The organism is Streptomyces sp. H39-S7, from assembly GCF_027158205.1.
Classification (GTDB): domain Bacteria; phylum Actinomycetota; class Actinomycetes; order Streptomycetales; family Streptomycetaceae; genus Actinacidiphila.
On record NZ_JAPVLU010000029.1, the window covers coordinates 73,779 to 93,930 of the forward strand.

Here is a 20,152-nt window from a genome sequence, read left to right on the forward strand (position 1 = left end):
ACTCACTGGGAGTCGCCCTCGCGCATCGGGATCCGCACGCCGCGCTCGTCGGCGATCTCGTCGGCGCGGTCGTATCCGGCGTCCACGTGCCGGATGACGCCCATGCCGGGGTCGTTCGTCAGCACCCGGCGGATCTTCTCGCCCGCGAGCTTCGTGCCGTCCGCGACCGTGACCTGTCCGGCGTGCAGGGAGCGGCCCATGCCGACGCCGCCGCCGTGGTGGATGGAGACCCAGGACGCGCCGGAGGCGACGTTGACCATGGCGTTGAGCAGCGGCCAGTCGGCGATGGCGTCGGAACCGTCGAGCATCGCCTCGGTCTCGCGGTACGGCGAGGCCACCGAGCCGCAGTCCAGGTGGTCGCGCCCGATGACGACCGGCGCGGCCAGCTCACCGCTGGCGACCATGTCGTTGAAGCGCTCGCCGGCCTTGTCGCGCTCGCCGTAGCCGAGCCAGCAGATGCGGGCGGGCAGGCCCTGGAAGTGGACCTTGTCCTGCGCCAGCTTGATCCAGCGGTGCAGCGACTCGTTCTCCGGGAACAGGTCCAGGATCGCCTTGTCCGTCTTGTGGATGTCCGACGCCTCGCCGGAGAGCGCCGCCCAGCGGAACGGCCCCTTGCCCTCGCAGAACAGCGGACGGATGTAGGCGGGTACGAACCCGGGGAAGTCGAACGCCCGCCCGTACCCCGCGAGCTGCGCCTCCCCGCGGATCGAGTTTCCGTAGTCGAAGACCTCGGCGCCGGCGTCCATGAAGCCGACCATGGCCTCGACATGGCGGGCCATCGACTCGCGGGCCCGGATGGTGAAGTCGGCGGGCTTCTCGGCCGCGTACGTGGCCATCTCGTCGAACGGGATACCCACCGGCAGATAGGCCAGCGGGTCGTGCGCGGAGGTCTGGTCGGTGACGATGTCGATCGGCGCGCCCTCGGCGAGCATCTGCGGCAGCAGCTCCGCCGCGTTGCCGAGCAGCCCGATCGACAGCGGCTCGCGCCGGTCACGGGCCTCGGTGGCGAGCTGCATCGCGTGCGCCAGGGAGTCGGCCTTGACGTCCAGGTAGCGGTGCTCGATGCGGCGGGAGATCGCGCGCGGATCGACGTCGATGCAGATCACGACGCCGCCGTTCATGGTGACGGCCAGCGGCTGGGCGCCGCCCATGCCGCCGAGCCCGGCGGTGAGCGTGATGGTGCCGGCCAGCGTGCCGTCGACCCCCTTACCGATGGAACGCAGCTTGGCGGCGACCGCGGCGAAGGTCTCGTAGGTGCCCTGGAGGATTCCCTGGGTGCCGATGTAGATCCACGAGCCGGCCGTCATCTGGCCGTACATGGTCAGGCCCAGCGCCTCAAGCCGCCGGAACTCCTCCCAGTTGGCCCAGTCGCCGACCAGGTTGGAGTTGGCGATGAGCACCCGGGGCGCCCACTCGTGCGTCTGCATCACGCCGACGGGACGGCCGGACTGGACGAGCATCGTCTCGTCCTGTTTCAGCGTCCGGAGGGTGCGGATCATGGCGTCGAACGAACGCCAGTCGCGGGCGGCCTTGCCGGTGCCTCCGTAGACGACCAGCTTCTCGGGGTGCTCGGCGACCTCCGGGTCGAGGTTGTTCTGCAGCATCCGCAGCGCGGCTTCCTGCTGCCATCCCTGAGTGCTCAGTTCCGTACCGCGCGGCGCCCGCACGATCCTCGGTCCCGACATCGGCCCGGCCTCCCTCTGCTCCTCGATGGATCTATCCATTCATATCCTGTCCTGATGAATACATCTAGTCAACAGGCTGGGGGTACCCCGGCCGGAGGCCGGGGGATGGCAATGCCCCCGGCCGGGTGATGGGATGGCCGGTATGACGTCGGACGCGACAGCACGACGGGGCCACGCGCTGCGCGCCGCAGTGGATCAGAATCTACTCTCACCGGACATACCAGTCATCGGCCTCCTGGACGTCACCGGCATCCACGAGGCCGTGGCCGCCCTCCAGGAGGCCTTCGCCCCTCCCGGTGCGACCGTCACCCACACGTTCGCGGTCAAGGCCGCCGCGCTCGTCCCGGTCCTGCGGCTGCTCGCCGGTCTCGGCCTGGGCGCGGAGGTCGCCAGTCCGGGCGAACTCGCCATCGCCCGCGCCGCGGGCGTGCCGGCCGGCCGCGTCGTCCTGGACTCTCCCGCCAAGACCGTCGCCGAACTGCGCGAAGCGCTCGCCCTGGGCATCGCCGTGAACGCCGACAACCCGCAGGAACTCACCCGCCTGGACGCACTGGTCGCCGCAGCCCCGACCGCCTCACCCATCGGCCTGCGCGTCAATCCGCAGGTCGGCGGCGGCAGCATCGGCGCCATGAGCACCGCGACCGCCACCTCGAAGTTCGGCATCGCGCTGCGCGACGACGGCGCCGAGGAATGGGTCCTCCGCGCCTACGCCGACCGCCCCTGGCTCAACCGCGTGCACACCCACACCGGCTCCCAGGGCGTACCGCTCGACCTCATGGCGGCGGGCGTCCGAGCCGCCTACGACCTCGCGGAGCGCGTCAACGCGGCTGCCGGCCGCCGGCAGGTCACCACCCTCGACATCGGCGGCGGCCTCCCCGTCAACTTCACCTCCGACGAGGTCACGCCGGCCTTCCACGACTACGCGCGCCTGCTGCGCGCCACGGTCCCCGGCCTCTTCGACGGCCGCTACCGCCTCGTCACCGAGTTCGGCCGCTCACTGCTGGCCAAGACGGGCACCGTCCTGGCCCGCGTCGAGTACACGAAGTCGGCCGGCGGCCGCCCCATCGCGATCACCCACGCAGGCGCGCAACTCGCCACCCGCACGGTCTTCGCCCCCGACGCCTGGCCGCTGCGCGTCGAAGCCCTCGACGCCGGGGGCCGCCCCAGGATCGGCGACCCCGTCGTCCAGGACGTGGCCGGCCCGTGCTGCTTCGCCGGCGACCTCCTGGCCCGGGCCCGCCCCCTCCCCCTCCTTGCGGAGGGCGACCTCATCGCCCTCCTCGACACCGGCGCGTACTATTTCTCCACCCACTTCGCGTACAACTCGCTACCGCGACCGGCGGTGTACGGCTACCACGCCTCCCCGGACGGGTCGGTGAGGTTCGCGCTGGTGCGCGCGGCCCAGACGACGGAAGAACTCCTGGCAGAGAGCGGCGCGGCGGAGAGCGAAGCGCTGATGGGGCTCGGGCGGAGCTGAGGGGGCGAGCCCGCCGGCCCCCGCGCCGAGCCGTTCCGCCGCGGCGCCGACGGACACGGGCGGCCGATGTCAGCGTCCACCCGCACGAGTGATGGCATCACTCAATCGGTGAACAGCCCCCGCGCCGCCGCCCGCGCGTCGAACTCCTCCAGGCGCGCCTGCGCGTCCGGCAGGTGGTCGCACATCGACTCCAGCAGGACGCGTCCGAGAAGCATCGGCGCGCACGCCGTGTCGAAGGCGAGCCCCGTGCCCACCGCGGCCGGCAGCAGCAGGTCCGAGCAGGCGGCGACCGGGGCGAACGCGCTGTCGGCCACGGTCACGACCGTCAGTCCGGCCTGCCGCGCGTACGTCAGGGCCTCGACGACCTCACGGGGGTGCCTCGGCAGGGCGAAGCAGAGCAGCGCGCTCGCCCCGGCCCGGACCGCGCCGTCGACGCGGTCGGCGAACATCGTGCCGCCCTCGTCGAGCAGCCGGACGTCGGGGTGGACCTTCGCGGCGAAGTACGCGAAGCCGCGCGCCTGCGCGCCGGCCGCGCGCAGACCGAGGACCGGCAGCGGACGGGACGCGGCGAGCACCGCGCCGGCGCGGGCGACGGGCGCGGGGTCGGCGAGGAGCGCGGCGAGGTGCCGGAGGTTCTCGATCTCGGCGTGCACGGCCTGCTGGTACTCGTTGAACGCGGCGGCCTCGGGGCCGGGCCGGACCGGCGCGACCTCCCGCAGGTGGCGGCGCAGCGCCGGGTAGCCGTCGAAGCCGAGGGCGACGGCGAAGCGGGTGACGGACGGCTGGCTGACCCCGGCGAGCTCGGCGACCTCGACGCTGGACAGGAACGGCGCGTCGGCCGACCGGCGCACCAGGCAGTGGGCGATCCGGCGCTGCGTGGGGGTCAGCCGGTGGGACTCGAACAGCTTCAGCAGCCGCGCCGAGGCGCCCTCGCCGGCGCCCGCGCCCGCCTCCGCGGCGTCGCCCCCGTCCTCCGTCGTACCCATCTACGTCCTCCTGGCCCATTCAGTCGTCGCTGACTCTGCATGAATCCATGCAGCATTGGCAAGGAGTGTCCACCGGACGCACCTGACACCGAACCGGCCACCGAACCGGCTACACCGCGGGCAGCCGCCCCTTCTGCGGCTTGCCCATCGCGTTGCGCGGCAGTTCGTCCAGGAACCGGACCTTGCGCGGCCGCTTGTGCACCGACAGGTGCTGGGCCACGAAGTCCATCAGCTCGGCCTCGCCCACCCCGTCCGCGACGACGAAGGCGACGATCTCCTGGCCCAGGTCCTCGTGCGGTGCGCCCACCACCGCCGCCTCCCGGACCGCGGGGTGGTCGAGCAGCGCGCTCTCCACCTCGCCCGCGCCGATGCGGTAGCCGCCGGACTTGATGAGGTCGGTCGAGGCGCGGCCGACGATCCGGTGCATGCCGTCCGGCTCCGCCGTCGCCATGTCGCCGGTGCGGAACCACCCGTCGGCGGTGTAGGAGGCGGCGGTGGCCTCCGTACGGCCGAGGTAGCCGTCGAAGAGCGTGCCGGAACGGATCTGCAGCTCGCCGACGGTGGCGCCGTCGTGCGGGACGGGAGCGCCGTCCTCGTCCACCAGCCGGGTCTCCACACCCGGCAGCGGCAGCCCGACCGAGCCGGGGCGCCGTTCGCCGGCCGCCCGCGTGCTGAGCGTGATCAGCGTCTCCGTCATGCCGTACCGCTCCACGGGACGCTGTCCGGTGAGCGCCTCCAGGTCGCGGAAGACGGGTGCGGGCAGCGGGGCGCTGCCCGAGACGAGCAGCCGGGCGCCGGACAGCGCCCGCGCGGCGGCCGGGTCGCGCACCACGCGCGACCAGACCGTCGGTACGCCGAAGTAGAGGCTGCCGCCGGCCGCCGCGTAGGCCTGCGGGGTCGGCCGTCCGGTGTGCACCAGCCGGCTGCCGGTGCGCAGCGCGCCGAGGACGCCCAGCACCAGGCCGTGCACGTGGAACAGCGGCAGCCCGTGCACGAGCGTGTCGTCGGCGGTCCACTCCCAGGCGTCGGCGAGCGCGTCGAGGTCGGCGGCGATCGCGCCGCGCGAGACCACGACGCCCTTGGGCGGGCCGGTCGTGCCCGACGTGTAGAGGATGAGCGCGGCTTCCTTCGGCGCCGGCTCGGGCCCGCTCCGGTCGGCCCGCTCGGCGAAGTCGACGGGGAGCAGCGCCGCGCCGGAGTCGCCCAGGATGTGGTTCTGCTCGGCCGGCCCCGCGTCCGGCGGCACCGGGACCACCGGCACGCCGGCCAGCAGGCCGCCCACCACGGCGGCCACCGTCTCCAGCGACGCCGTCGCCCGCACCGCGAACGCCGGGGCGCCCGCCACCCGCGCCGCGACCGCGCCCGCCGCGCCGAGCAGTTCCTCGTACGAGCACGAGCGCCCCGCGACGGTCACGGCGTCGGGCCGGTCCGCGCCGCCGGACGCGGTGAGGGCCGTCAGCAGGGAGGGAACGGTTGGCAGCGGCACGGGTGTGCTCCTCTGAAGGTCTCTGGCCGAGATGTCTCTCTCCGAGAGTCTGCCCCGCGGCGCCGTCGGCGGGAGGGGGCACCCCCGAGAAGAATCGGGGGTTTCCCCCAGTGCCGCGCGCCGCCGCGCTTTGTACGGTGGCGTCATGGACGCCCGCGACCCGGAACTCAAGAAGGAACTCGCCGCCACCCTGCAGGCCCGCAAGGACCTCGGTGCGGAGTACGAGTCGGAACTGGTCGACTCGTTCATGGAGAAAGTGGACCAGCGCCTCGACAGCCACGTCGAGCAGCGGGTCCGCCGCCAACTGGCCGAGCAGCAGACCTCGTTCGCCCGCGCCGGGCGCAACCCCGGCCACCCGGAGCCCAACGCGCGCTTCGCTCGCTACGGCTTCGCCGGCTTCACGATGATCGCCGCGATCCCGCTCTCCGCGATCGGTGTGGTCAACGCGGGGGGCGGCGGTCTGTTCATCACCTGGGCGGGCATCGTGGGCGTGAACGTCGCCCAGTCCCTCGGTCACATCTTCGCGGGGGACCGCGGCGAGCGCCGCAGGAAGTCCGACAGCGACTGGGACTAGGACTACGACCAGACGGCCGATCGCAGGAGTCCCGGAGCGGGGAGTCCGGAGCGGGCCGGAAGAAGGAGGAGCGGGGACCGCCGCACCCCCGGTCGCCCGGGGGGCGGGACGACGGCGGTCCCCGTTTCGGACGCGGGCCGGGTCAGGACCAGACACCGCGTCCAGGGAGGGTCACCTCAGCCGTCCGGGAGCCGCTCCGGAGTTCCTGGGTGCCACATCCTGTGGTGCCGGGCTTCTCTTCCCGGCGGACACCAATCTGCCCGACGCGTGTTAAGCGCGTGCTGCGGTCGCATGACGCGGATGTAGCACTTTCGGATCCCCGGATGAACAGCAGGCCACGGGCCCAACGACGTTCCCTCCGCGGGCTGCTGACACCTGAAGGCCGGCGCGGCGGCGGTTCAGCGCTGCGCGATGGTGAGGTTCTTGGCGATCTTCTCGGTGAACGCCACGCCGGCGGCGCCCAGGTCGGCGGACTGGACCGCGTAGAACGTCGTGATCACGCTGTTGCCGACGCGGGTCGCGATCAGGGTGGTGCCGCCCTCCCAGTGGTCCGAGGTGAGCACGGCCTTGATGGACTGGCCGTTCGATCCCGCTATCGGGCCGCTCTTGACCTTCACCGGGACCGGCGCGCCGCTGTCGGAGTCGGTGAAGTGCGCGCAGCGGGTGAAGGCCTGCTGGATGCGCGTCATGACGGTCTGCGCGCCGGCGCCGCGGAAGGTGTCGACCTCCTGGCTGAACTCCTCCCGCTTGGGGTTGAGGAAGTCGCCCTGGGCGAACGCCGCGCTCTCGATCCCGGCGATACGGATCCAGCCGGTCTGCTCCAGTGCCCCGCACGCTCCGGGGGCGCCGTCCTCGGACTCCGGGGCGAGCTCCAGGCCGCTGTCCCGCGTGGCGTCCGCGTTGGCCCGGTACCCCTTGGGCAGCACGTCGCCCCGCAGCAGGACCGCCCGCAGCTTGTCCCCGGTGAGCAGCCTGGCCGCCTTGGCGGCGGGGCTCGCGGTGGCGGGCGACGTGGTCGCGGCGGGCTTCGTCGAAACGCTTCCGGCCGCGGAGTCCGTGCCCGACGAGCAGGCGGCGAGCGCCAGCGGCAGGAGCATCAGGGAGGCAGCGCGGAGCGCGGCGGGGGTGCGGGGGGTCATGACGGGCCGTTCTGCTGGGCGGGAGAGGATGCGGGGCCCGGTCCGGAACCAATCGTTCCGCCGGGCGAGCAGAAAATACACGAGGCCCCCTCCCGGTCCGGGAGGGGGCCTCGTCCTCCGCGCGCTCTCGCGGCTCCGCGGACTACTTCGCCAGGAACGCGAGCAGGTCCTGGCGGCTCACCACGCCGGTCGGCTTGCCCTCGACGAGGACGATCGCCGCGTCGGACCTGGTGCCCAGAACCTTCATCAGGTCGGAGACCGGCTCGCCGGAACCGACCTGCGGCAGCGGTCCGCTCATGTGCTTCTCCAGCGGGTCGCCCAGCATGGCGCGCTTGGCGAACAGCGCGTCCAGGAGGTCCCGTTCGGTGACGGAGCCGATGACCTCGGCCGCCATCACGTCCGGGTGACCGGCGCCCGGCTTGACGATCGGCATCTGCGACACGCCGTACTCGCGGAGCACGTCGATCGCCTCACCGACGGTTTCCTCCGGGTGCATGTGCAGGAGCTGCGGGATGCCGCCGCCCTTGTGCTCCAGCACGTCGGCGACGCGGGCCTGGCCGCTGCCCTCGTCGAGGAAGCCGTGCGACGCCATCCACTCGTCGCTGAAGATCTTCGACATGTAGCCGCGGCCGGAGTCCGGCAGCAGGACGACGACGACGTCGTCCGGGCCGAGCTTCTCCGCGACGCGCAGCGCCGCGACGACCGCCATGCCGCAGGAGCCGCCGACGAGCAGGCCCTCCTCCTTGGCGAGGCGGCGGGTCATCTGGAAGGAGTCCTTGTCGGACACGGCGACGATGCCGTCCGCGACCTCACGGTCGTAGGCGGTCGGCCAGAAGTCCTCGCCGACACCCTCGACCAGGTACGGGCGCCCGGAGCCGCCGGAGTACACCGAGCCCTCGGGGTCGGCGCCGATGACCTGGACGCGGCCCTCGCTGGCGTCCTTCAGGTAGCGGCCGGTGCCCGAGATGGTGCCGCCGGTGCCGACGCCCGCGATGAAGTGCGTGATCCGCCCCTCCGTCTGCTCCCACAGCTCGGGGCCGGTGGAGTGGTAGTGCGACAGCGGGTTGTTCGGGTTGCTGTACTGGTCCGGCTTCCACGCGTTCGGGGTCTCGCGCACCAGCCGGTCGGAGACGTTGTAGTACGACTCCGGGTGGTCGGGGTCCACGGCGGTCGGGCAGACCACGACCTCCGCGCCGTACGCCCGGAGCACGTTGATCTTGTCGAGCGACACCTTGTCCGGGCAGACGAAGATGCAGTGGTAGCCCTTCTGCTGCGCGACGATCGCGAGGCCGACACCGGTATTGCCGGACGTCGGCTCGACGATCGTGCCGCCGGGCTTCAGCTCACCGCTCTGCTCCGCGGCCTCGATCATCCGGACCGCGATGCGGTCCTTGACCGAGCCTCCGGGGTTGAAGTACTCGACCTTGGCCAGGACGGTCGCCTGGATGCCCTCGGTCACGTTGTTGAGCCGCACCAGCGGGGTGTTGCCGACGAGACTGATCATCGAGTCGTGGAACTGCACCATTGTCTCCGGGTTCTCCGTGAATGTGCGGCAAGCCTATGGCCTAACGCGCCGTCTCTCAGCTCGTCCGTGGCTCGATCGCTTCTCCTTCCCTCCCCCCTAATGTCGGTTGATCACCACTACGGCACGTTGCAGCGGGCGCGCCACGGGGCAACAAGATGTTGTACGCACAAAGCACGGGAGGTGAGCGGGGTCGATGTCGAGGGCGAGGGTGGCACGGCGGATTGCGACCGCGGCGGCATTCGGGGGTGGCGGGATCAGTCTGCTGGGCGGGGCTGCCATCGGAGTACTGCTGGCCGAGGTCAGCCTGGCGAAACGGACGGTCGGCGGCTCCGACGACGTACCGCCGCGCGCGGACGGCCGATACGGGTCGGCGTTCGCCCACCGAACGGGTGACGTTCCGCTGCGGCTCGGCTTCCTCGGCGACTCGACCGCGGCCGGGCAGGGCGTGCACCGGGCGCGCGAGACCCCGGGCGCGCTGCTCGCCTCCGGGCTCGCGGCGGTCGCGGAGCGTCCCGTCACCCTGGTGAACGTGGCGAATCCGGGAGCACAGTCCAACGACCTGGCGCGCCAGGTCGCCCTGCTGCTCGACGTGGGCGCACCGCCCCCGGACGTCTGCGTGATCATGATCGGCGCGAACGACGTCACCCATCGGATGCCGCCCGCGAAGTCCGTCCGTCTGTTGTCGGAAGCGGTCCGCCGGCTGCGCGCGGCGGGCAGCGAGGTGATCGTCGGCACCTGTCCCGACCTGGGATCCGTGGAGCCGGTGTACCAGCCGCTGCGCTGGGTGGCCCGCCGGATGAGCCGCCAGCTCGCCGCCGCGCAGACCATCGGGGTGGTCGGCCTGGGCGGGCGTTCGGTCTCGCTCGGCGATCTGCTCGGTCCCGAGTTCGAGGCGCACCCGCGCGAGATGTTCGGCCCGGACAACTACCACCCCTCCGCGGAGGGGTACGCGACGGCGGCCATGGCCATGCTGCCGACGCTCTGCGCCTCGCTGGGCGTGTGGCCGGAGGACGAGCACCCGGACGAGCTGCGCGGCGAGAGCTTCCTGCCGGTGGCGCAGGCTGCGGCGGAGGCCGCGTCCGAGGGCGGCACCGAGGTGGTCGCGGCAGCGCACGGCGTCTTCGGGCCCCGCGGGCGCTGGGCACTGCTCAAGCACCGCCGCCGTCAGCGGCTGCCGCACGCCGCCGAACCGGCGGCCACGTCGTCGTCGGCCTGACGGGACGGCGGACGACGTCCTCATCGGCCTGACGGGGGCGGACGACGTCACACACCGGCGCCGACCGGCGCATACGCGTCGGCCGGCACCGGTGACCGCGGGCACGGGCGGTCCCGGCCCGGGGGTGCGGCCGGGCACCGGACTAAGCGCTCGCTCAGAAAGAGTCCCGTGTCACAGCCCACAGCCCGTGACTCCTCTCGATACGTACAGGTAACTTCCCAGAGAGTCCTGAGTCCTGCCGCCTCGACGAGGAGTGTGTGTCGCGATGCCCGAAGCCGTGATCGTCTCAGCCGCCCGATCCCCCATCGGCCGCGCCTTCAAGGGATCCCTCAAGGATCTGCGCCCTGACGACCTGACCGCCACGATCATCCAGGCCGCCCTCGCGAAGGTCCCGGAGCTGGACCCGCGGCTGATCGACGACCTGATGCTCGGCTGCGGTCTCCCCGGCGGCGAGCAGGGCCACAACCTCGGCCGGATCGTGGCCGTGCAGATGGGCATGGACCACCTGCCGGGCTGCACGGTCACCCGCTACTGTTCCTCGTCGCTCCAGACGACCCGCATGGCGCTGCACGCCATCAAGGCCGGCGAGGGCGACGTCTTCATCTCGGCCGGTGTCGAGATGGTGTCGCGCAGCATCAAGGGCAGCTCGGACGGCCTGCCGGACACCAAGAACCCGCTCTTCGCCGACGCCGAGCTGCGCACGCTGGGCCGCGCCGAGAAGGGCGGCGGCGAGTGGCACGACCCGCGCGAGGACGGGCTGATCCCGGACGCGTACATCTCGATGGGCCAGACCGCCGAGAACCTCGCCGCGATCAAGGGCATCACCCGCGCCGACCAGGACGAGTTCGGCGTGCGGTCGCAGAACCTGGCGGAAGCCGCCATCAAGAACGGCTTCTGGGAGCGGGAGATCACCCCGGTCACGCTGCCCGACGGCACGGTCGTCTCCCAGGACGACGGCCCGCGCGCGGGCGTCACCCTGGAGGGCGTCCAGGGCCTGAAGCCGGTCTTCCGCCCCGACGGCACGGTCACCGCGGGCAACTGCTGCCCGCTCAACGACGGCGCCGCCGCCCTCGTGATCATGTCCGACGTGAAGGCGCGGGAGCTGGGCATCACCCCGCTCGCCCGGGTCGTCTCCACCGGCGTCTCCGGCCTCTCCCCCGAGATCATGGGCTACGGCCCGGTCGAGGCGTCGAAGCAGGCGCTCCAGCGCGCCGGCCTGGGCATCGGCGACATCGACCTGGTCGAGATCAACGAGGCGTTCGCCGCGCAGGTCATCCCGTCCTACCGCGACCTCGGCGTGGACCTGGACCGGCTGAACATCAACGGCGGCGCGATCGCCGTGGGCCACCCCTTCGGCATGACGGGCGCCCGCATCACCGGCACCCTGATCAACTCGCTGCAGTTCCACGACAAGCAGTTCGGCCTGGAGACGATGTGCGTCGGCGGCGGCCAGGGCATGGCGATGGTCATCGAGCGGCTGAGCTGAGTCGCAGCGGAGGGTAGGGACCGTCCGAGGAACGAGGGCGGTACCTGCCCGCAGCGGAGGCGAAGCTCAGCGCGACCAGCAACATCGAGCGGCTGAGCTGAGTCGCAGCGGAGGGTAGGGACCGTCCGAGGAACGAGGGCGGTACCTGCCCGCAGCGGAGGCGAAGCTCAGCGCGACCAGCAACATCGAGCGGATTTCGTCATCCTTCTGCCGTCACGCCGTGTGATCTAAGTCGCAATAGAACCGCCCCCGGGTTGTTATACGAGCCCGGGGGCGGTGCGTTTTCGCAGGTCAGAGGGGTCCCACCCGGATGGCCCAGGACCTCAGACCCACCCAATTCGTGACGTTCCGCACTGCACAGGGCAGAGGTTTACCGGCACAGTGATGTGTGGGGGATGTTTCGCCCACTCGACAGTGGGCACTGCTCGGGATCACGTCAGTCGGGAGTACGTCTGTGAGCGCCCTGTTCTCCATCTTGCTGGTGGTCGCGGTCATCGCCGTGGCCCTGGGATCTGCCGCCCTGTTCTCCGCCCGCGGTCTGCGCCGTGAGCTCGCCGGTCTGCGCGGCGATCTCGCGGTCGCCGGCGCCGCCGACGGTGCCGGCAGCACGTCCGTGCCGGCCGCCCGGTCGGTGCCCGCCGACGAGATACGCGCCGCCGTCGCGGACGCGCTCGCCGACGAGCGGGAGCGCGAGCTCGCCGAGGCGCGGGCCTTCTGGGCCGAGCAGGAAGCCCGCGAGTCCGCGGACACCCCGTTCTTCCGCGGTGGCATCCCCGCGGCGGGCGCCGACTACGCCGAGTACGAGATCCCGACGGTGCTGCCGTTCCTGCCCCGGCAGTCCGACCTCGCCGGGCTGGAGTCCGAGCTGGCCGTGCCGGCTCCGGGCTTCTTCCCGCACCCCTCGGCGCAGGACCAGGCCGAGTACCCGGACTTCCCGGACCTGCACAGCGTCCCCGGCCCCTCCGTCGTCGCCGATCCGGACCAGACGGCCACCCGCCTCACCGACCTCGCCGAGGGCCGCGTACCGCTCGCCGACGTCCGTCCGGGCCCGCTCGGCACGCTGGACGTGTACGTCTTCGCCGACGGCACCACGCTCTGCATGACCCCGGGCCACCGGGAGACCGCCCTGCTGCTCTCCGAGGCGCTGGAACGCGGTCAGGCCCCCGTCCTGCTCGGCGGCTCCGCCGTGGGCGGCGCGTACGCCCTGACGTTCACCTACGGCGACGAGAGCGTCTTCATCCTCGCCGACCGGGTCGTCGCCTCCCTCTGAGCCACCACGAGGACCCGGCCGGCCCGCCGGACCCGTGCGCCCCCTCAGACCCCTCAGACCCGTCCGACCCCCGCACGCCGCGCGGCCCCGTCGATCCGGACGAGGGCCGCTTCGAGCACCTCGCCGCGCTCCGGGCGCAGTTCGAGCGCCGCCGCGAGGTCGTTCCCGGCCACCGCGATCTGGTCGCCCACGGTGAAGGCGCCGTCGTCCGGCATCAAGGCCGGTTCCCGCCCGGGGAATTCAAGCCGCTGTGCTTCCACAGCGAGCCATCGCGCCAGTTCAAGGCCCACTTCGGCAGCACCGCCGCCCAGCCGGCTCTGGGGCAGGGCGCGAAATCGGCCCGCCAATCGGTCAACGGCGGAGCGCAAAGGAGTGCAGTCGGGCATGTCGGCGAGCGTACCGGGGGCGTGTATCCCGGCCACGCACTCACATCCGCCTGCCAGGGATGGTTGCCAACACCGCAACAGTCAGGCACGGTGAGATGACCGGACACCGTATACCGGAGGCGCCGATGTCCCAGATCTTCTCCGAGGAAACCCACCGGAACCTGCTCTCCCGCATCCCTCATTGCACCGGCCGCGAAGTACGCGACTGGCTCCGCGCGGTCGATGACGGCCCAGCCTTCCTCCGCTTCGACGAGAAAGTCAGCTGGCTCCGCAGCGAACATGATCTGTCCTACGGACACGCCAAGGCGATCGTCCACGAATACGACTTGAGGCGGGCAGCCCGCAATCTCCGGTAGCCCCGGGCGTACGACGACGGGCCCCCGGGAGGCACTGCCTCCCGGGGGCCCGTCATGTACGGGGTGACGCGGCCGGATCAATCCCTCAGGATCGAGATCAGCCGCAGCATCTCCAGGTAGATCCACACCAGCGAGAGCGTCAGGCCGAAAGCGGCCAGCCACGACTCGTTCTGCGGAGCGCCGTAGCGGAGGCCGTCCTCGATCTGCTTGAAGTCGAGCGACAGGAAGAACGCGCCCAGGCAGATGGCGATGACGCCGACGATGATGCCCAGCGGACCGTTGCTGCGCAGGCCGCCGTCAGGGGCGGCGCCGAACAGGACGAACAGCAGGTTCACGAACATCAGCAGCACGAACCCGATGGCGATCGCCATGCCGATGCGCTGGTAGCGCGCGGTCACGCGGATCAGCCGGGTCTTGTAGGCGACGAGCATGCCGACGAAGACCGCCATCGTGCCCAGCACAGCCTGGAGCGGAGCTCCGGACCACACGTTGTTGTACATGTGGCTCCACACGCCGAGGAAGATTCCCTCGAAGAACGCGTAGGCCAGGATCAGGGCGGGCACCGGCGTCGCCTTGAACGCCTGGATCATGCCGAAGACCAGGGCAACCAGTGAGAAGGCCACCGCGATGCCCAGGTTCACCGGCAGCAGCGCCCACGCCAGCGCCGCACCCACGACCACCGTCCCCAGCGTCATGCCCGTCCGCATGACGACGTCGTCCATCGTCATGCGGCCGGTCTGTGCGGGACCGGCCGGCGGGGCCTGGTACATCTGCTGGAGCTGCTCGGGGGTGAGTTGCTGCTGGTCCGCCGTGGCGTACGGGTTACCGCCCTGCGCGTACGGGTTTCCACCCTGCGGCGCGTTCGGGTTCCCCTGCTGCGCGTACGGGTTCCCCGACCCCTGCGGGGCCGCGCCCTGCTGCTGCGTGCCGAAGCCCGCGTATCCGTCACCGCGGCTGAAGCCTCGCCGCGAGAAGACCGGGTTGCTGCTCCTCATCTCACTCCTCCATGGCCGCGCGTTACGGCATTGCCCCAAGAGTAATGGGTTAGCAAAGAAGACGGAGTACAGCCGGAGGAGGATCTTCTGTCGCGCGCGCCTCGCGGGTGATGTGAGGTGCCCGGAGCCGGACTCGAACCGGCACGGCCATGCGGCCAGCGAGGTTTAAGCTCGCCGTGTCTGCGTTCCACCATCCGGGCGGGGGCGGGGTCTCGACGCAGGACGAGCGTATCGGGGTTACTGGGCCGAACAGGGCACGATCCGCGTCATGTTGTCTGATTTTAGGGGTACCTGACGCAGCCTCAAGTGGGCCTTGAGGGGGTGGATCGGGAGCCCCGGAGCCTTCACGTGGCGCACACACGTCATTCGCATATGACGCGAAATCGATCACGCCGAAAACCCTCCCGGAGCCCCGCCGGGCCCGCACCGGGACGGCCCGCGCGCCGCGCGGCCCATCCGGCCTCAGGGCTCGCTGTCATCCGCAAGTAGTACAGCGGACCCCCGGGGTCCCTCCCAGGACTGCCTACGAAACAGCAGTCTGGACTGATCCCGGGAGCGGATCCGGGCGTCACCATGGAGGAGTCCCGTTCACCCCACTCCAGGAGCCGCCCCGTGACCACCACCGGAACCACTTCCCGCACCTCGACGGTGGCGGCGCGCGCCACGGACCTCAGCAAGGTCTACGGCGAGGGCGAGACCCGGGTCGTCGCTCTGGACGGTGTGTCGGTCGATTTCCGGCGCGCGGAGTACACGGCGATCATGGGCCCGTCGGGCTCGGGCAAGTCCACGCTGATGCACTGCATGGCGGGGCTCGACTCCGTCTCCGCCGGATCGGCGCGGATCGGTGAGACGGAACTGGCGTCGCTCAAGGACAAGCAGCTCACGCAGTTGCGCCGCGACAAGATCGGCTTCATCTTCCAGGCGTTCAACCTGCTGCCGACCCTCACCGCGGCCGAGAACATCACGCTGCCGATGGACATCGCCGGACGCAAGCCCGACAAGCAGTGGATGGCCCAGGTGATCGCCACGGTGGGGCTGGCCGACCGGATGTCGCACCGGCCGAACCAGCTGTCCGGCGGACAGCAGCAGCGCGTGGCGGTCGCCCGCGCCCTGGCGAGCAAGCCGGAGATCATCTTCGCCGACGAGCCGACCGGCAACCTGGACTCGCGCTCCGGCGCCGAGATCCTCGGATTCCTGCGGAACTCGGTGCGCGAGCTGGGCCAGACGATCGTCATGGTCACCCACGACCCGGTCGCCGCGTCCTACGCGGACCGGGTCATCTTCCTCGCCGACGGCCGCGTCGTCGACGAGCTGCACGACCCGACCTCGGACGGCGTCCTGGAGCGCATGAAGCGCTTCGACGCGAAGGGCCGCACCAGCTGAGCCGGGCGCATCCCGCCGGCCCCACCGCACCTCGGTACGCCCCCGGCCCCCGGCCCCACTCCCCGACCCCAGTAGCCGCCCGCGCCGCAGCCCTGCCGTGGTGCCGCTCCGCCGTGCCTCCGCGCTGCCGTCGTGCCGATCGCGCACGCCCGCCGCACCGCCGCCCGACCGAACGAACCAGGACTGATCCCCATGTTCCGCACCGCCTTGCGCAACGTCCTCGCGCACAAGGCCAGGCTGCTGATGACCGTGCTCGCCGTCATGCTCGGCGTCGCCTTCGTCTCCGGCACCATGGTCTTCACCGACACCATCGGCGCCGCCTATGAGAAGAGCTCGGCCAAGAGCTACGAGAACGTTTCCGTCGCCGTGAAGCCCGGCTCCCCGGCCCCCTCCGGCGACGGCCGGGACGAGACGCCGCACCTGACCCAGCGGCAGCTGGACACCGTGCGGGCACTGCCCGGCGCGGCCTCCGCCACCGGCATCGTCTCCGGCTTCACCGCCGTCGCCGACAAGGACGGCAAGCTGATCGGCGACGGCTGGTCCACCCGGGGCGGCAACTACTCGGCCGGCAAGGACGGCACCGACGCCCGCTACGCGATGACGGACGGCCGCGCCCCGCAGAAGGCGGACGAGGTCGCGCTCGACGGCAAGACCGCCGACCGCGCGGGAGTGCAGGTCGGCGACACCATACGGATGTCCGTCGACGGCCCGGTCATGCGCCAGACCGTCACCGGCGTCTTCGACACCGACGACGGCAACGTCGCGGCGGGCGGCAGCCTCGTCCTCTTCGACACCCCCACCGCGCAGAAGCTCTTCGCCAAGGCCGGCCAGTACGACGAGATCGACGTCAAGGCGGCCCCCGGCACCAGCCAGGCCGCGCTCAAGGCGGCGACCGAGAAGGTGCTGCCCCAGGGCACCGAGGTGGTCACCGGTCAGAAGCTGGCGGACGAGGAGGCCAAGAGCATCGCCTCGATGATGAGCGGTCTCAACACCGGGCTGCTGGTCTTCGCCGGCATCGCGCTCTTCGTCGGCACGTTCATCATCGCCAACACCTTCACCATGCTGGTCGCGCAGCGCACCAAGGAGCTGGCGCTGATGCGCGCGGTCGGCGCGAGCCGCCGCCAGGTGACGCGCTCGGTGCTGATCGAGGCGTTCGTGGTCGGTCTGACCGCCGCCGTGGTCGGCTTGGTGACGGGCATCGGCATCGCGGTCGGCATGCGGTCGCTGCTCGGCACGACCGGTGCGACGCTGCCGGACGGACCCCTGGTCGTCGGCTCCGGCACGATCATGTGGTCGATGATCGTCGGCGTGGCCGTCACCATGCTCGCCGCCTGGCTGCCGGCCCGGCGGGCGTCCAGGATCGCGCCGGTCGCCGCGATGAGCAGCGTGCACGCCCCAGCCACCACCAAGAGCCTGGTGCTGCGCAACACCCTCGGCGCACTGCTGACCGGTGCGGGCGCCGCCCTGGTGCTGGCCGGCGCGGGGATGGACGCGCAGAGCGGCAAGATGCCGCTGGGCGCGGGCGGCGGGCTGCTGCTCATCGGGGTCTTTGTCCTGACGCCGCTGCTGTCGCGGCCGCTCATCGCCGCGGCGGGCCCGCTGCTGCGACCGTTCGGCGTCACCGGCAAGCTCGCCCGGCAGAACTCGGTGCGCAACCCGCGGCGCACCGCCGCCACGGCGTCGGCGCTGATGATCGGCCTGACGCTGATCACCGGGCTCACGGTGATCGCGACCTCCGTCCAGAAGGGCATCGACAGGATGGCCGCGGACTCCATCAAGGCCGACTACACGGTCAGCATGGTCAACGGCATCATCGACCTCTCCCCCGAGGTCGCGAAGACGCTGAACGGCCTCGACGGCGTGACCGCGACCAGCCCGATGCGGAACGCCTGGATCCAGGTGGGCGGCAACGGCGAGTCGGTGACCGGCGTCAACCCCCGGACCATCGCGCAGCTCGTCACCCTCGACTTCGCCCACGGCTCTGCCGGCGGTCTCGGCGGCACCACCGTCGTCATGGACGACAAGACCGCCGAGCGCGGCGGCTGGAAGGTGGGCGACACCCTGCCCGCCGTCTATGACGACAAGGCGAAGGGGACACTGAAGGTCGGCGGCATCTACCAGGGCAACGAGATGCTCGACGGCATCCTCGTCGACACCGCGACCCTCGACCCGCACCTGGCGAAGATCGCCGACACGAGGGTCCTGGTGAAGACGGCGGACGGGACGAGCGCCGCCGTCAAGGACTCCCTCCGGAAGGCGCTGGGCGACAACCCGGCGATCAAGGTGCAGGACCGGGCCGACATCTCCGACGAGGCCGGCGGCGTGATCAGCATGATGCTGAACATGCTCTACGGGCTGCTCGCGATGGCCGTGATCGTCGCGGTCCTCGGCGTCATCAACACCCTGGCCATGTCGGTCTTCGAACGCTCCCACGAGATCGGGATGCTGCGCGCGATCGGCCTCGACCGGCGGGACGTGAAGCGGATGGTCCGCTTCGAGTCGCTGCTGATCTCGCTCTTCGGCGCGCTGCTCGGGATCGGCCTCGGGGTCTTCCTCGGCTGGGCCGCGGGCCGGCTGATCGCCGGCGGCATGAACACCTACACGATGATCGTGCCGTGGGACCGGATCGCGATCTTCCTCGGCGGCGCCGCCGTGGTCGGCGTCCTGGCCGCACTGTGGCCGGCCCGCCGCGCGGCCCGGCTCAACATGCTCAGCGCCATCAAGGCGGAGTAGCGGGCCGGGTCCCACCGCGGCGGGCTCTCCCGGATCCGTCCGGGAGGGCCCGCCGCGTCATGTCACGCCTTCGGCTGCTCGGGCCAGGGCCGGACCGGGGCCATTCCCGCCTCCCCGGTCGGCTTGGTCCTGACGGCCAGGACCTGGTTGACGCCGATGCGGTTCTGTTCGAAGGAGAGCGCGCTGGCGGCCATGTACAGCCGCCACACCCGCGCCCGTCCGGCGCCGGCCAGCCGCACCGCCTCCTGCCAGTGGTCCTCCAGATTGCGCACCCAGGCCCGCAGCGTCAGCGCGTAGTGCTCGCGGAGCGCCTCGACGTCCCGCACCTCGAACCCGGCCTCCTCCAGCCGGGAGACGGTCGAGCCGATCGGTGCGAGTTCGCCGTCGGGGAAGACGTAGCGGTCGATGAACTCGTCGACGTGGTACGCCTCCTCGTCCACCCAGGGGCGGCGGGCGATCTGGTGGTTGAGCAGCCGACCGCCCGGCCGCAGCAGGCCGTAGAGGTGGGTGGCGTACTCGCGGTACAGGTCGCGGCCGACGTGCTCCGCCATGCCGATCGAGGAGATCGCGTCGTACGGGCCGTCCGCGACCGCGCGGTAGTCCTGGACGCGGATGTCGACGCGGTCGGTGAGCCCGGCCTCCGCGACGCGCTTGCGGGCATACGCGGCCTGCTCGGTGGAGAGCGTGATGCCGACGGCACGCACCCCGTAGTGCTCGGCGGCGTGCAGCACCATCGAGCCCCAGCCGCAGCCGACGTCCAGCAGCGTCTGGTCGGGCCGGAGCGCCAACTTGCGGCAGACGAGGTCGAGTTTGGCCCACTGGGCCTCTTCGAGGGTGGTGTCGGGGCGCTCCCAGTAGGCGCAGGAGTAGACCATCGACGGGCCGAGGACGCGCTCGTAGAAATCGTTGCCGACGTCGTAGTGGTGGCTGATGGCGTCCCGGTCGCGTCCGGGACTGTGCAGCGCGCCGAACCGGCGGCGGGCCTCCTCGGGCGGCGGCGCGGGCGGCAGCCCGGGGCCGGCGAGCACCAGGGCCTCGCGGGCGAGCCGGTAGGTGCGCGGGTCGCGCAGCGTGTCCACCCTCCGCCGGAACGTGCCGACGTGCGGTGCGCCGTCGTCGCCGGTGTCCCAGACGACGCCCGCGATCAGGTCGAGCGCCTCGTACAGATCGCCTTCGATGTCCAGGTCGCCGGCCACCCAGGCGCGGGCGAGTCCCAGCTCGCCGGGCTTCCACAGCAGTCGGCGCAGGGCCCGCCGACGCCGTATGACGAGCGTGGGGGCGTCCGGGGGTCCGGCCTCGCTTCCGTCCCATGCGCGGATGCGCAGCGGGAACGGTCCTCGTAGGGCTTTTTCAGCAAGGTCGCGCATGCGACGGGCCGCATCTGCCATACGCACGAGCGTACGACGCGCGACCGCCGGCGCGAGTTATTTTCCGGCCCGACCGGCCGGGCGTCCC

The 20,152-nt window shown here is 71.7% G+C and carries 16 protein-coding genes and 1 tRNA gene; 8 read left to right on the forward strand and 9 right to left on the reverse strand.

Annotated elements, in window-relative coordinates; all coding sequences use genetic code 11:
* Nucleotides 1–2: 2 nt before the first annotated feature.
* A complete protein-coding gene (gene hutU, locus O3X23_RS26375) occupies nucleotides 3–1,685 on the reverse strand; it encodes a urocanate hydratase (RefSeq protein ID WP_269274042.1) in 1,683 nt (560 codons plus the stop codon).
* 142 nt (nucleotides 1,686–1,827) lie between these two features.
* Between hutU and O3X23_RS26380 the strand changes: the two genes are divergently transcribed.
* Nucleotides 1,828–3,162, forward strand: coding sequence for a diaminopimelate decarboxylase (locus O3X23_RS26380; RefSeq protein WP_269274043.1), 1,335 nt, complete (start codon nucleotides 1,828–1,830; stop codon nucleotides 3,160–3,162).
* A 101-nt stretch (nucleotides 3,163–3,263) separates the two neighbouring features.
* On the opposite strand, the gene O3X23_RS26385 is transcribed toward O3X23_RS26380, so the two are convergent.
* Both O3X23_RS26385 and O3X23_RS26390 read right to left on the reverse strand, forming a co-directional pair.
* A complete protein-coding gene (locus tag O3X23_RS26385; RefSeq protein WP_269274044.1) occupies nucleotides 3,264–4,148 on the reverse strand; it encodes a MurR/RpiR family transcriptional regulator in 885 nt (294 codons plus the stop codon).
* A 109-nt stretch (nucleotides 4,149–4,257) separates the two neighbouring features.
* A complete protein-coding gene (locus O3X23_RS26390) occupies nucleotides 4,258–5,610 on the reverse strand; it encodes an acyl-CoA synthetase (RefSeq protein WP_269274080.1) in 1,353 nt (450 codons plus the stop codon).
* Nucleotides 5,611–5,779: 169 nt separating this feature from the next.
* On the opposite strand from O3X23_RS26390, the gene O3X23_RS26395 reads away from it, so the two are divergent.
* Complete coding sequence (locus tag O3X23_RS26395; RefSeq protein WP_269274045.1) at nucleotides 5,780–6,208, forward strand: hypothetical protein; 429 nt, start codon at nucleotides 5,780–5,782, stop codon at nucleotides 6,206–6,208.
* A gap of 398 nt (nucleotides 6,209–6,606) precedes the next feature.
* Here O3X23_RS26395 and O3X23_RS26400 read toward each other — a convergent pair whose 3' ends face one another.
* Both O3X23_RS26400 and O3X23_RS26405 read right to left on the reverse strand, forming a co-directional pair.
* Complete coding sequence (locus O3X23_RS26400; protein ID WP_269274046.1) at nucleotides 6,607–7,347, reverse strand: hypothetical protein; 741 nt, start codon at nucleotides 7,345–7,347, stop codon at nucleotides 6,607–6,609.
* Between the two features lie 142 nt (nucleotides 7,348–7,489).
* A complete protein-coding gene (locus tag O3X23_RS26405; RefSeq protein ID WP_269274081.1) occupies nucleotides 7,490–8,869 on the reverse strand; it encodes a cystathionine beta-synthase in 1,380 nt (459 codons plus the stop codon).
* Between the two features lie 196 nt (nucleotides 8,870–9,065).
* Between O3X23_RS26405 and O3X23_RS26410 the strand changes: the two genes are divergently transcribed.
* From O3X23_RS26410 to O3X23_RS26420, 3 genes are all read left to right on the forward strand, one after another.
* Nucleotides 9,066–10,088 carry an SGNH/GDSL hydrolase family protein gene (locus O3X23_RS26410; protein WP_269274047.1) on the forward strand — a complete coding sequence of 341 codons (1,023 nt, stop codon included), beginning with the start codon at nucleotides 9,066–9,068 and terminating at the stop codon, nucleotides 10,086–10,088.
* Nucleotides 10,089–10,353: 265 nt separating this feature from the next.
* Nucleotides 10,354–11,574, forward strand: a complete 1,221-nt coding sequence (locus tag O3X23_RS26415) for an acetyl-CoA C-acetyltransferase (protein WP_269274048.1) — start codon at nucleotides 10,354–10,356, stop codon at nucleotides 11,572–11,574.
* Nucleotides 11,575–12,028: 454 nt separating this feature from the next.
* Nucleotides 12,029–12,844, forward strand: coding sequence for a hypothetical protein (locus tag O3X23_RS26420; RefSeq protein ID WP_269274049.1), 816 nt, complete (start codon nucleotides 12,029–12,031; stop codon nucleotides 12,842–12,844).
* A 53-nt stretch (nucleotides 12,845–12,897) separates the two neighbouring features.
* Here the strand turns inward: O3X23_RS26420 and O3X23_RS44310 are convergent, their stop codons facing one another.
* On the reverse strand, nucleotides 12,898–13,059 hold the full coding sequence (locus O3X23_RS44310; protein ID WP_443047981.1) for a hypothetical protein: 162 nt from the start codon (nucleotides 13,057–13,059) through the stop codon (nucleotides 12,898–12,900).
* Between the two features lie 296 nt (nucleotides 13,060–13,355).
* On the opposite strand from O3X23_RS44310, the gene O3X23_RS26430 reads away from it, so the two are divergent.
* Nucleotides 13,356–13,586, forward strand: a complete 231-nt coding sequence (locus tag O3X23_RS26430; protein WP_138356104.1) for a DUF4287 domain-containing protein — start codon at nucleotides 13,356–13,358, stop codon at nucleotides 13,584–13,586.
* 77 nt (nucleotides 13,587–13,663) lie between these two features.
* Here the strand turns inward: O3X23_RS26430 and O3X23_RS26435 are convergent, their stop codons facing one another.
* Both O3X23_RS26435 and O3X23_RS26440 read right to left on the reverse strand, forming a co-directional pair.
* Nucleotides 13,664–14,581: a Bax inhibitor-1/YccA family membrane protein gene (locus tag O3X23_RS26435; protein ID WP_269274051.1), complete on the reverse strand. Its 918-nt coding sequence runs from the start codon at nucleotides 14,579–14,581 to the stop codon at nucleotides 13,664–13,666.
* A gap of 118 nt (nucleotides 14,582–14,699) precedes the next feature.
* Nucleotides 14,700–14,781 (reverse strand) — tRNA-Leu (locus tag O3X23_RS26440).
* Nucleotides 14,782–15,193: 412 nt separating this feature from the next.
* Here O3X23_RS26440 and O3X23_RS26445 point away from each other — a divergent pair.
* Nucleotides 15,194–15,964, forward strand: a complete 771-nt coding sequence (locus tag O3X23_RS26445; protein WP_269274052.1) for an ABC transporter ATP-binding protein — start codon at nucleotides 15,194–15,196, stop codon at nucleotides 15,962–15,964.
* Nucleotides 15,965–16,156: 192 nt separating this feature from the next.
* Nucleotides 16,157–18,697, forward strand: a complete 2,541-nt coding sequence (locus O3X23_RS26450; RefSeq protein ID WP_269274053.1) for an ABC transporter permease — start codon at nucleotides 16,157–16,159, stop codon at nucleotides 18,695–18,697.
* A gap of 62 nt (nucleotides 18,698–18,759) precedes the next feature.
* Here the strand turns inward: O3X23_RS26450 and O3X23_RS26455 are convergent, their stop codons facing one another.
* The gene (locus O3X23_RS26455; RefSeq protein WP_269274054.1) at nucleotides 18,760–20,085 is read right to left on the reverse strand and encodes an SAM-dependent methyltransferase; all 1,326 of its coding nucleotides are present in this window, start codon (nucleotides 20,083–20,085) and stop codon (nucleotides 18,760–18,762) included.
* Between the last annotated feature and the right edge of the window lie 67 nt (nucleotides 20,086–20,152).

Excerpts from the sequence above, each read along its gene's own strand:
- O3X23_RS26435 (WP_269274051.1), bottom strand. The coding sequence starts at position 14,581 with ATGAGGAGCAGCAACCCGGTCTTCTCGCGGCGAGGCTTCAGCCGCGGT.
- O3X23_RS26400 (WP_269274046.1), bottom strand. The coding sequence starts at position 7,347 with ATGACCCCCCGCACCCCCGCCGCGCTCCGCGCTGCCTCCCTGATGCTC.
- O3X23_RS26450 (WP_269274053.1), top strand. The coding sequence starts at position 16,157 with ATGTTCCGCACCGCCTTGCGCAACGTCCTCGCGCACAAGGCCAGGCTG.
- O3X23_RS26430 (WP_138356104.1), top strand. The coding sequence starts at position 13,356 with ATGTCCCAGATCTTCTCCGAGGAAACCCACCGGAACCTGCTCTCCCGC.
- O3X23_RS26410 (WP_269274047.1), top strand. The coding sequence starts at position 9,066 with ATGTCGAGGGCGAGGGTGGCACGGCGGATTGCGACCGCGGCGGCATTC.
- O3X23_RS26455 (WP_269274054.1), bottom strand. The coding sequence starts at position 20,085 with ATGGCAGATGCGGCCCGTCGCATGCGCGACCTTGCTGAAAAAGCCCTA.
- O3X23_RS26385 (WP_269274044.1), bottom strand. The coding sequence starts at position 4,148 with ATGGGTACGACGGAGGACGGGGGCGACGCCGCGGAGGCGGGCGCGGGC.
- O3X23_RS44310 (WP_443047981.1), bottom strand. The coding sequence starts at position 13,059 with ATGCCGGACGACGGCGCCTTCACCGTGGGCGACCAGATCGCGGTGGCC.
- O3X23_RS26380 (WP_269274043.1), top strand. The coding sequence starts at position 1,828 with ATGACGTCGGACGCGACAGCACGACGGGGCCACGCGCTGCGCGCCGCA.
- O3X23_RS26415 (WP_269274048.1), top strand. The coding sequence starts at position 10,354 with ATGCCCGAAGCCGTGATCGTCTCAGCCGCCCGATCCCCCATCGGCCGC.
- hutU (WP_269274042.1), bottom strand. The coding sequence starts at position 1,685 with ATGTCGGGACCGAGGATCGTGCGGGCGCCGCGCGGTACGGAACTGAGC.
- O3X23_RS26395 (WP_269274045.1), top strand. The coding sequence starts at position 5,780 with ATGGACGCCCGCGACCCGGAACTCAAGAAGGAACTCGCCGCCACCCTG.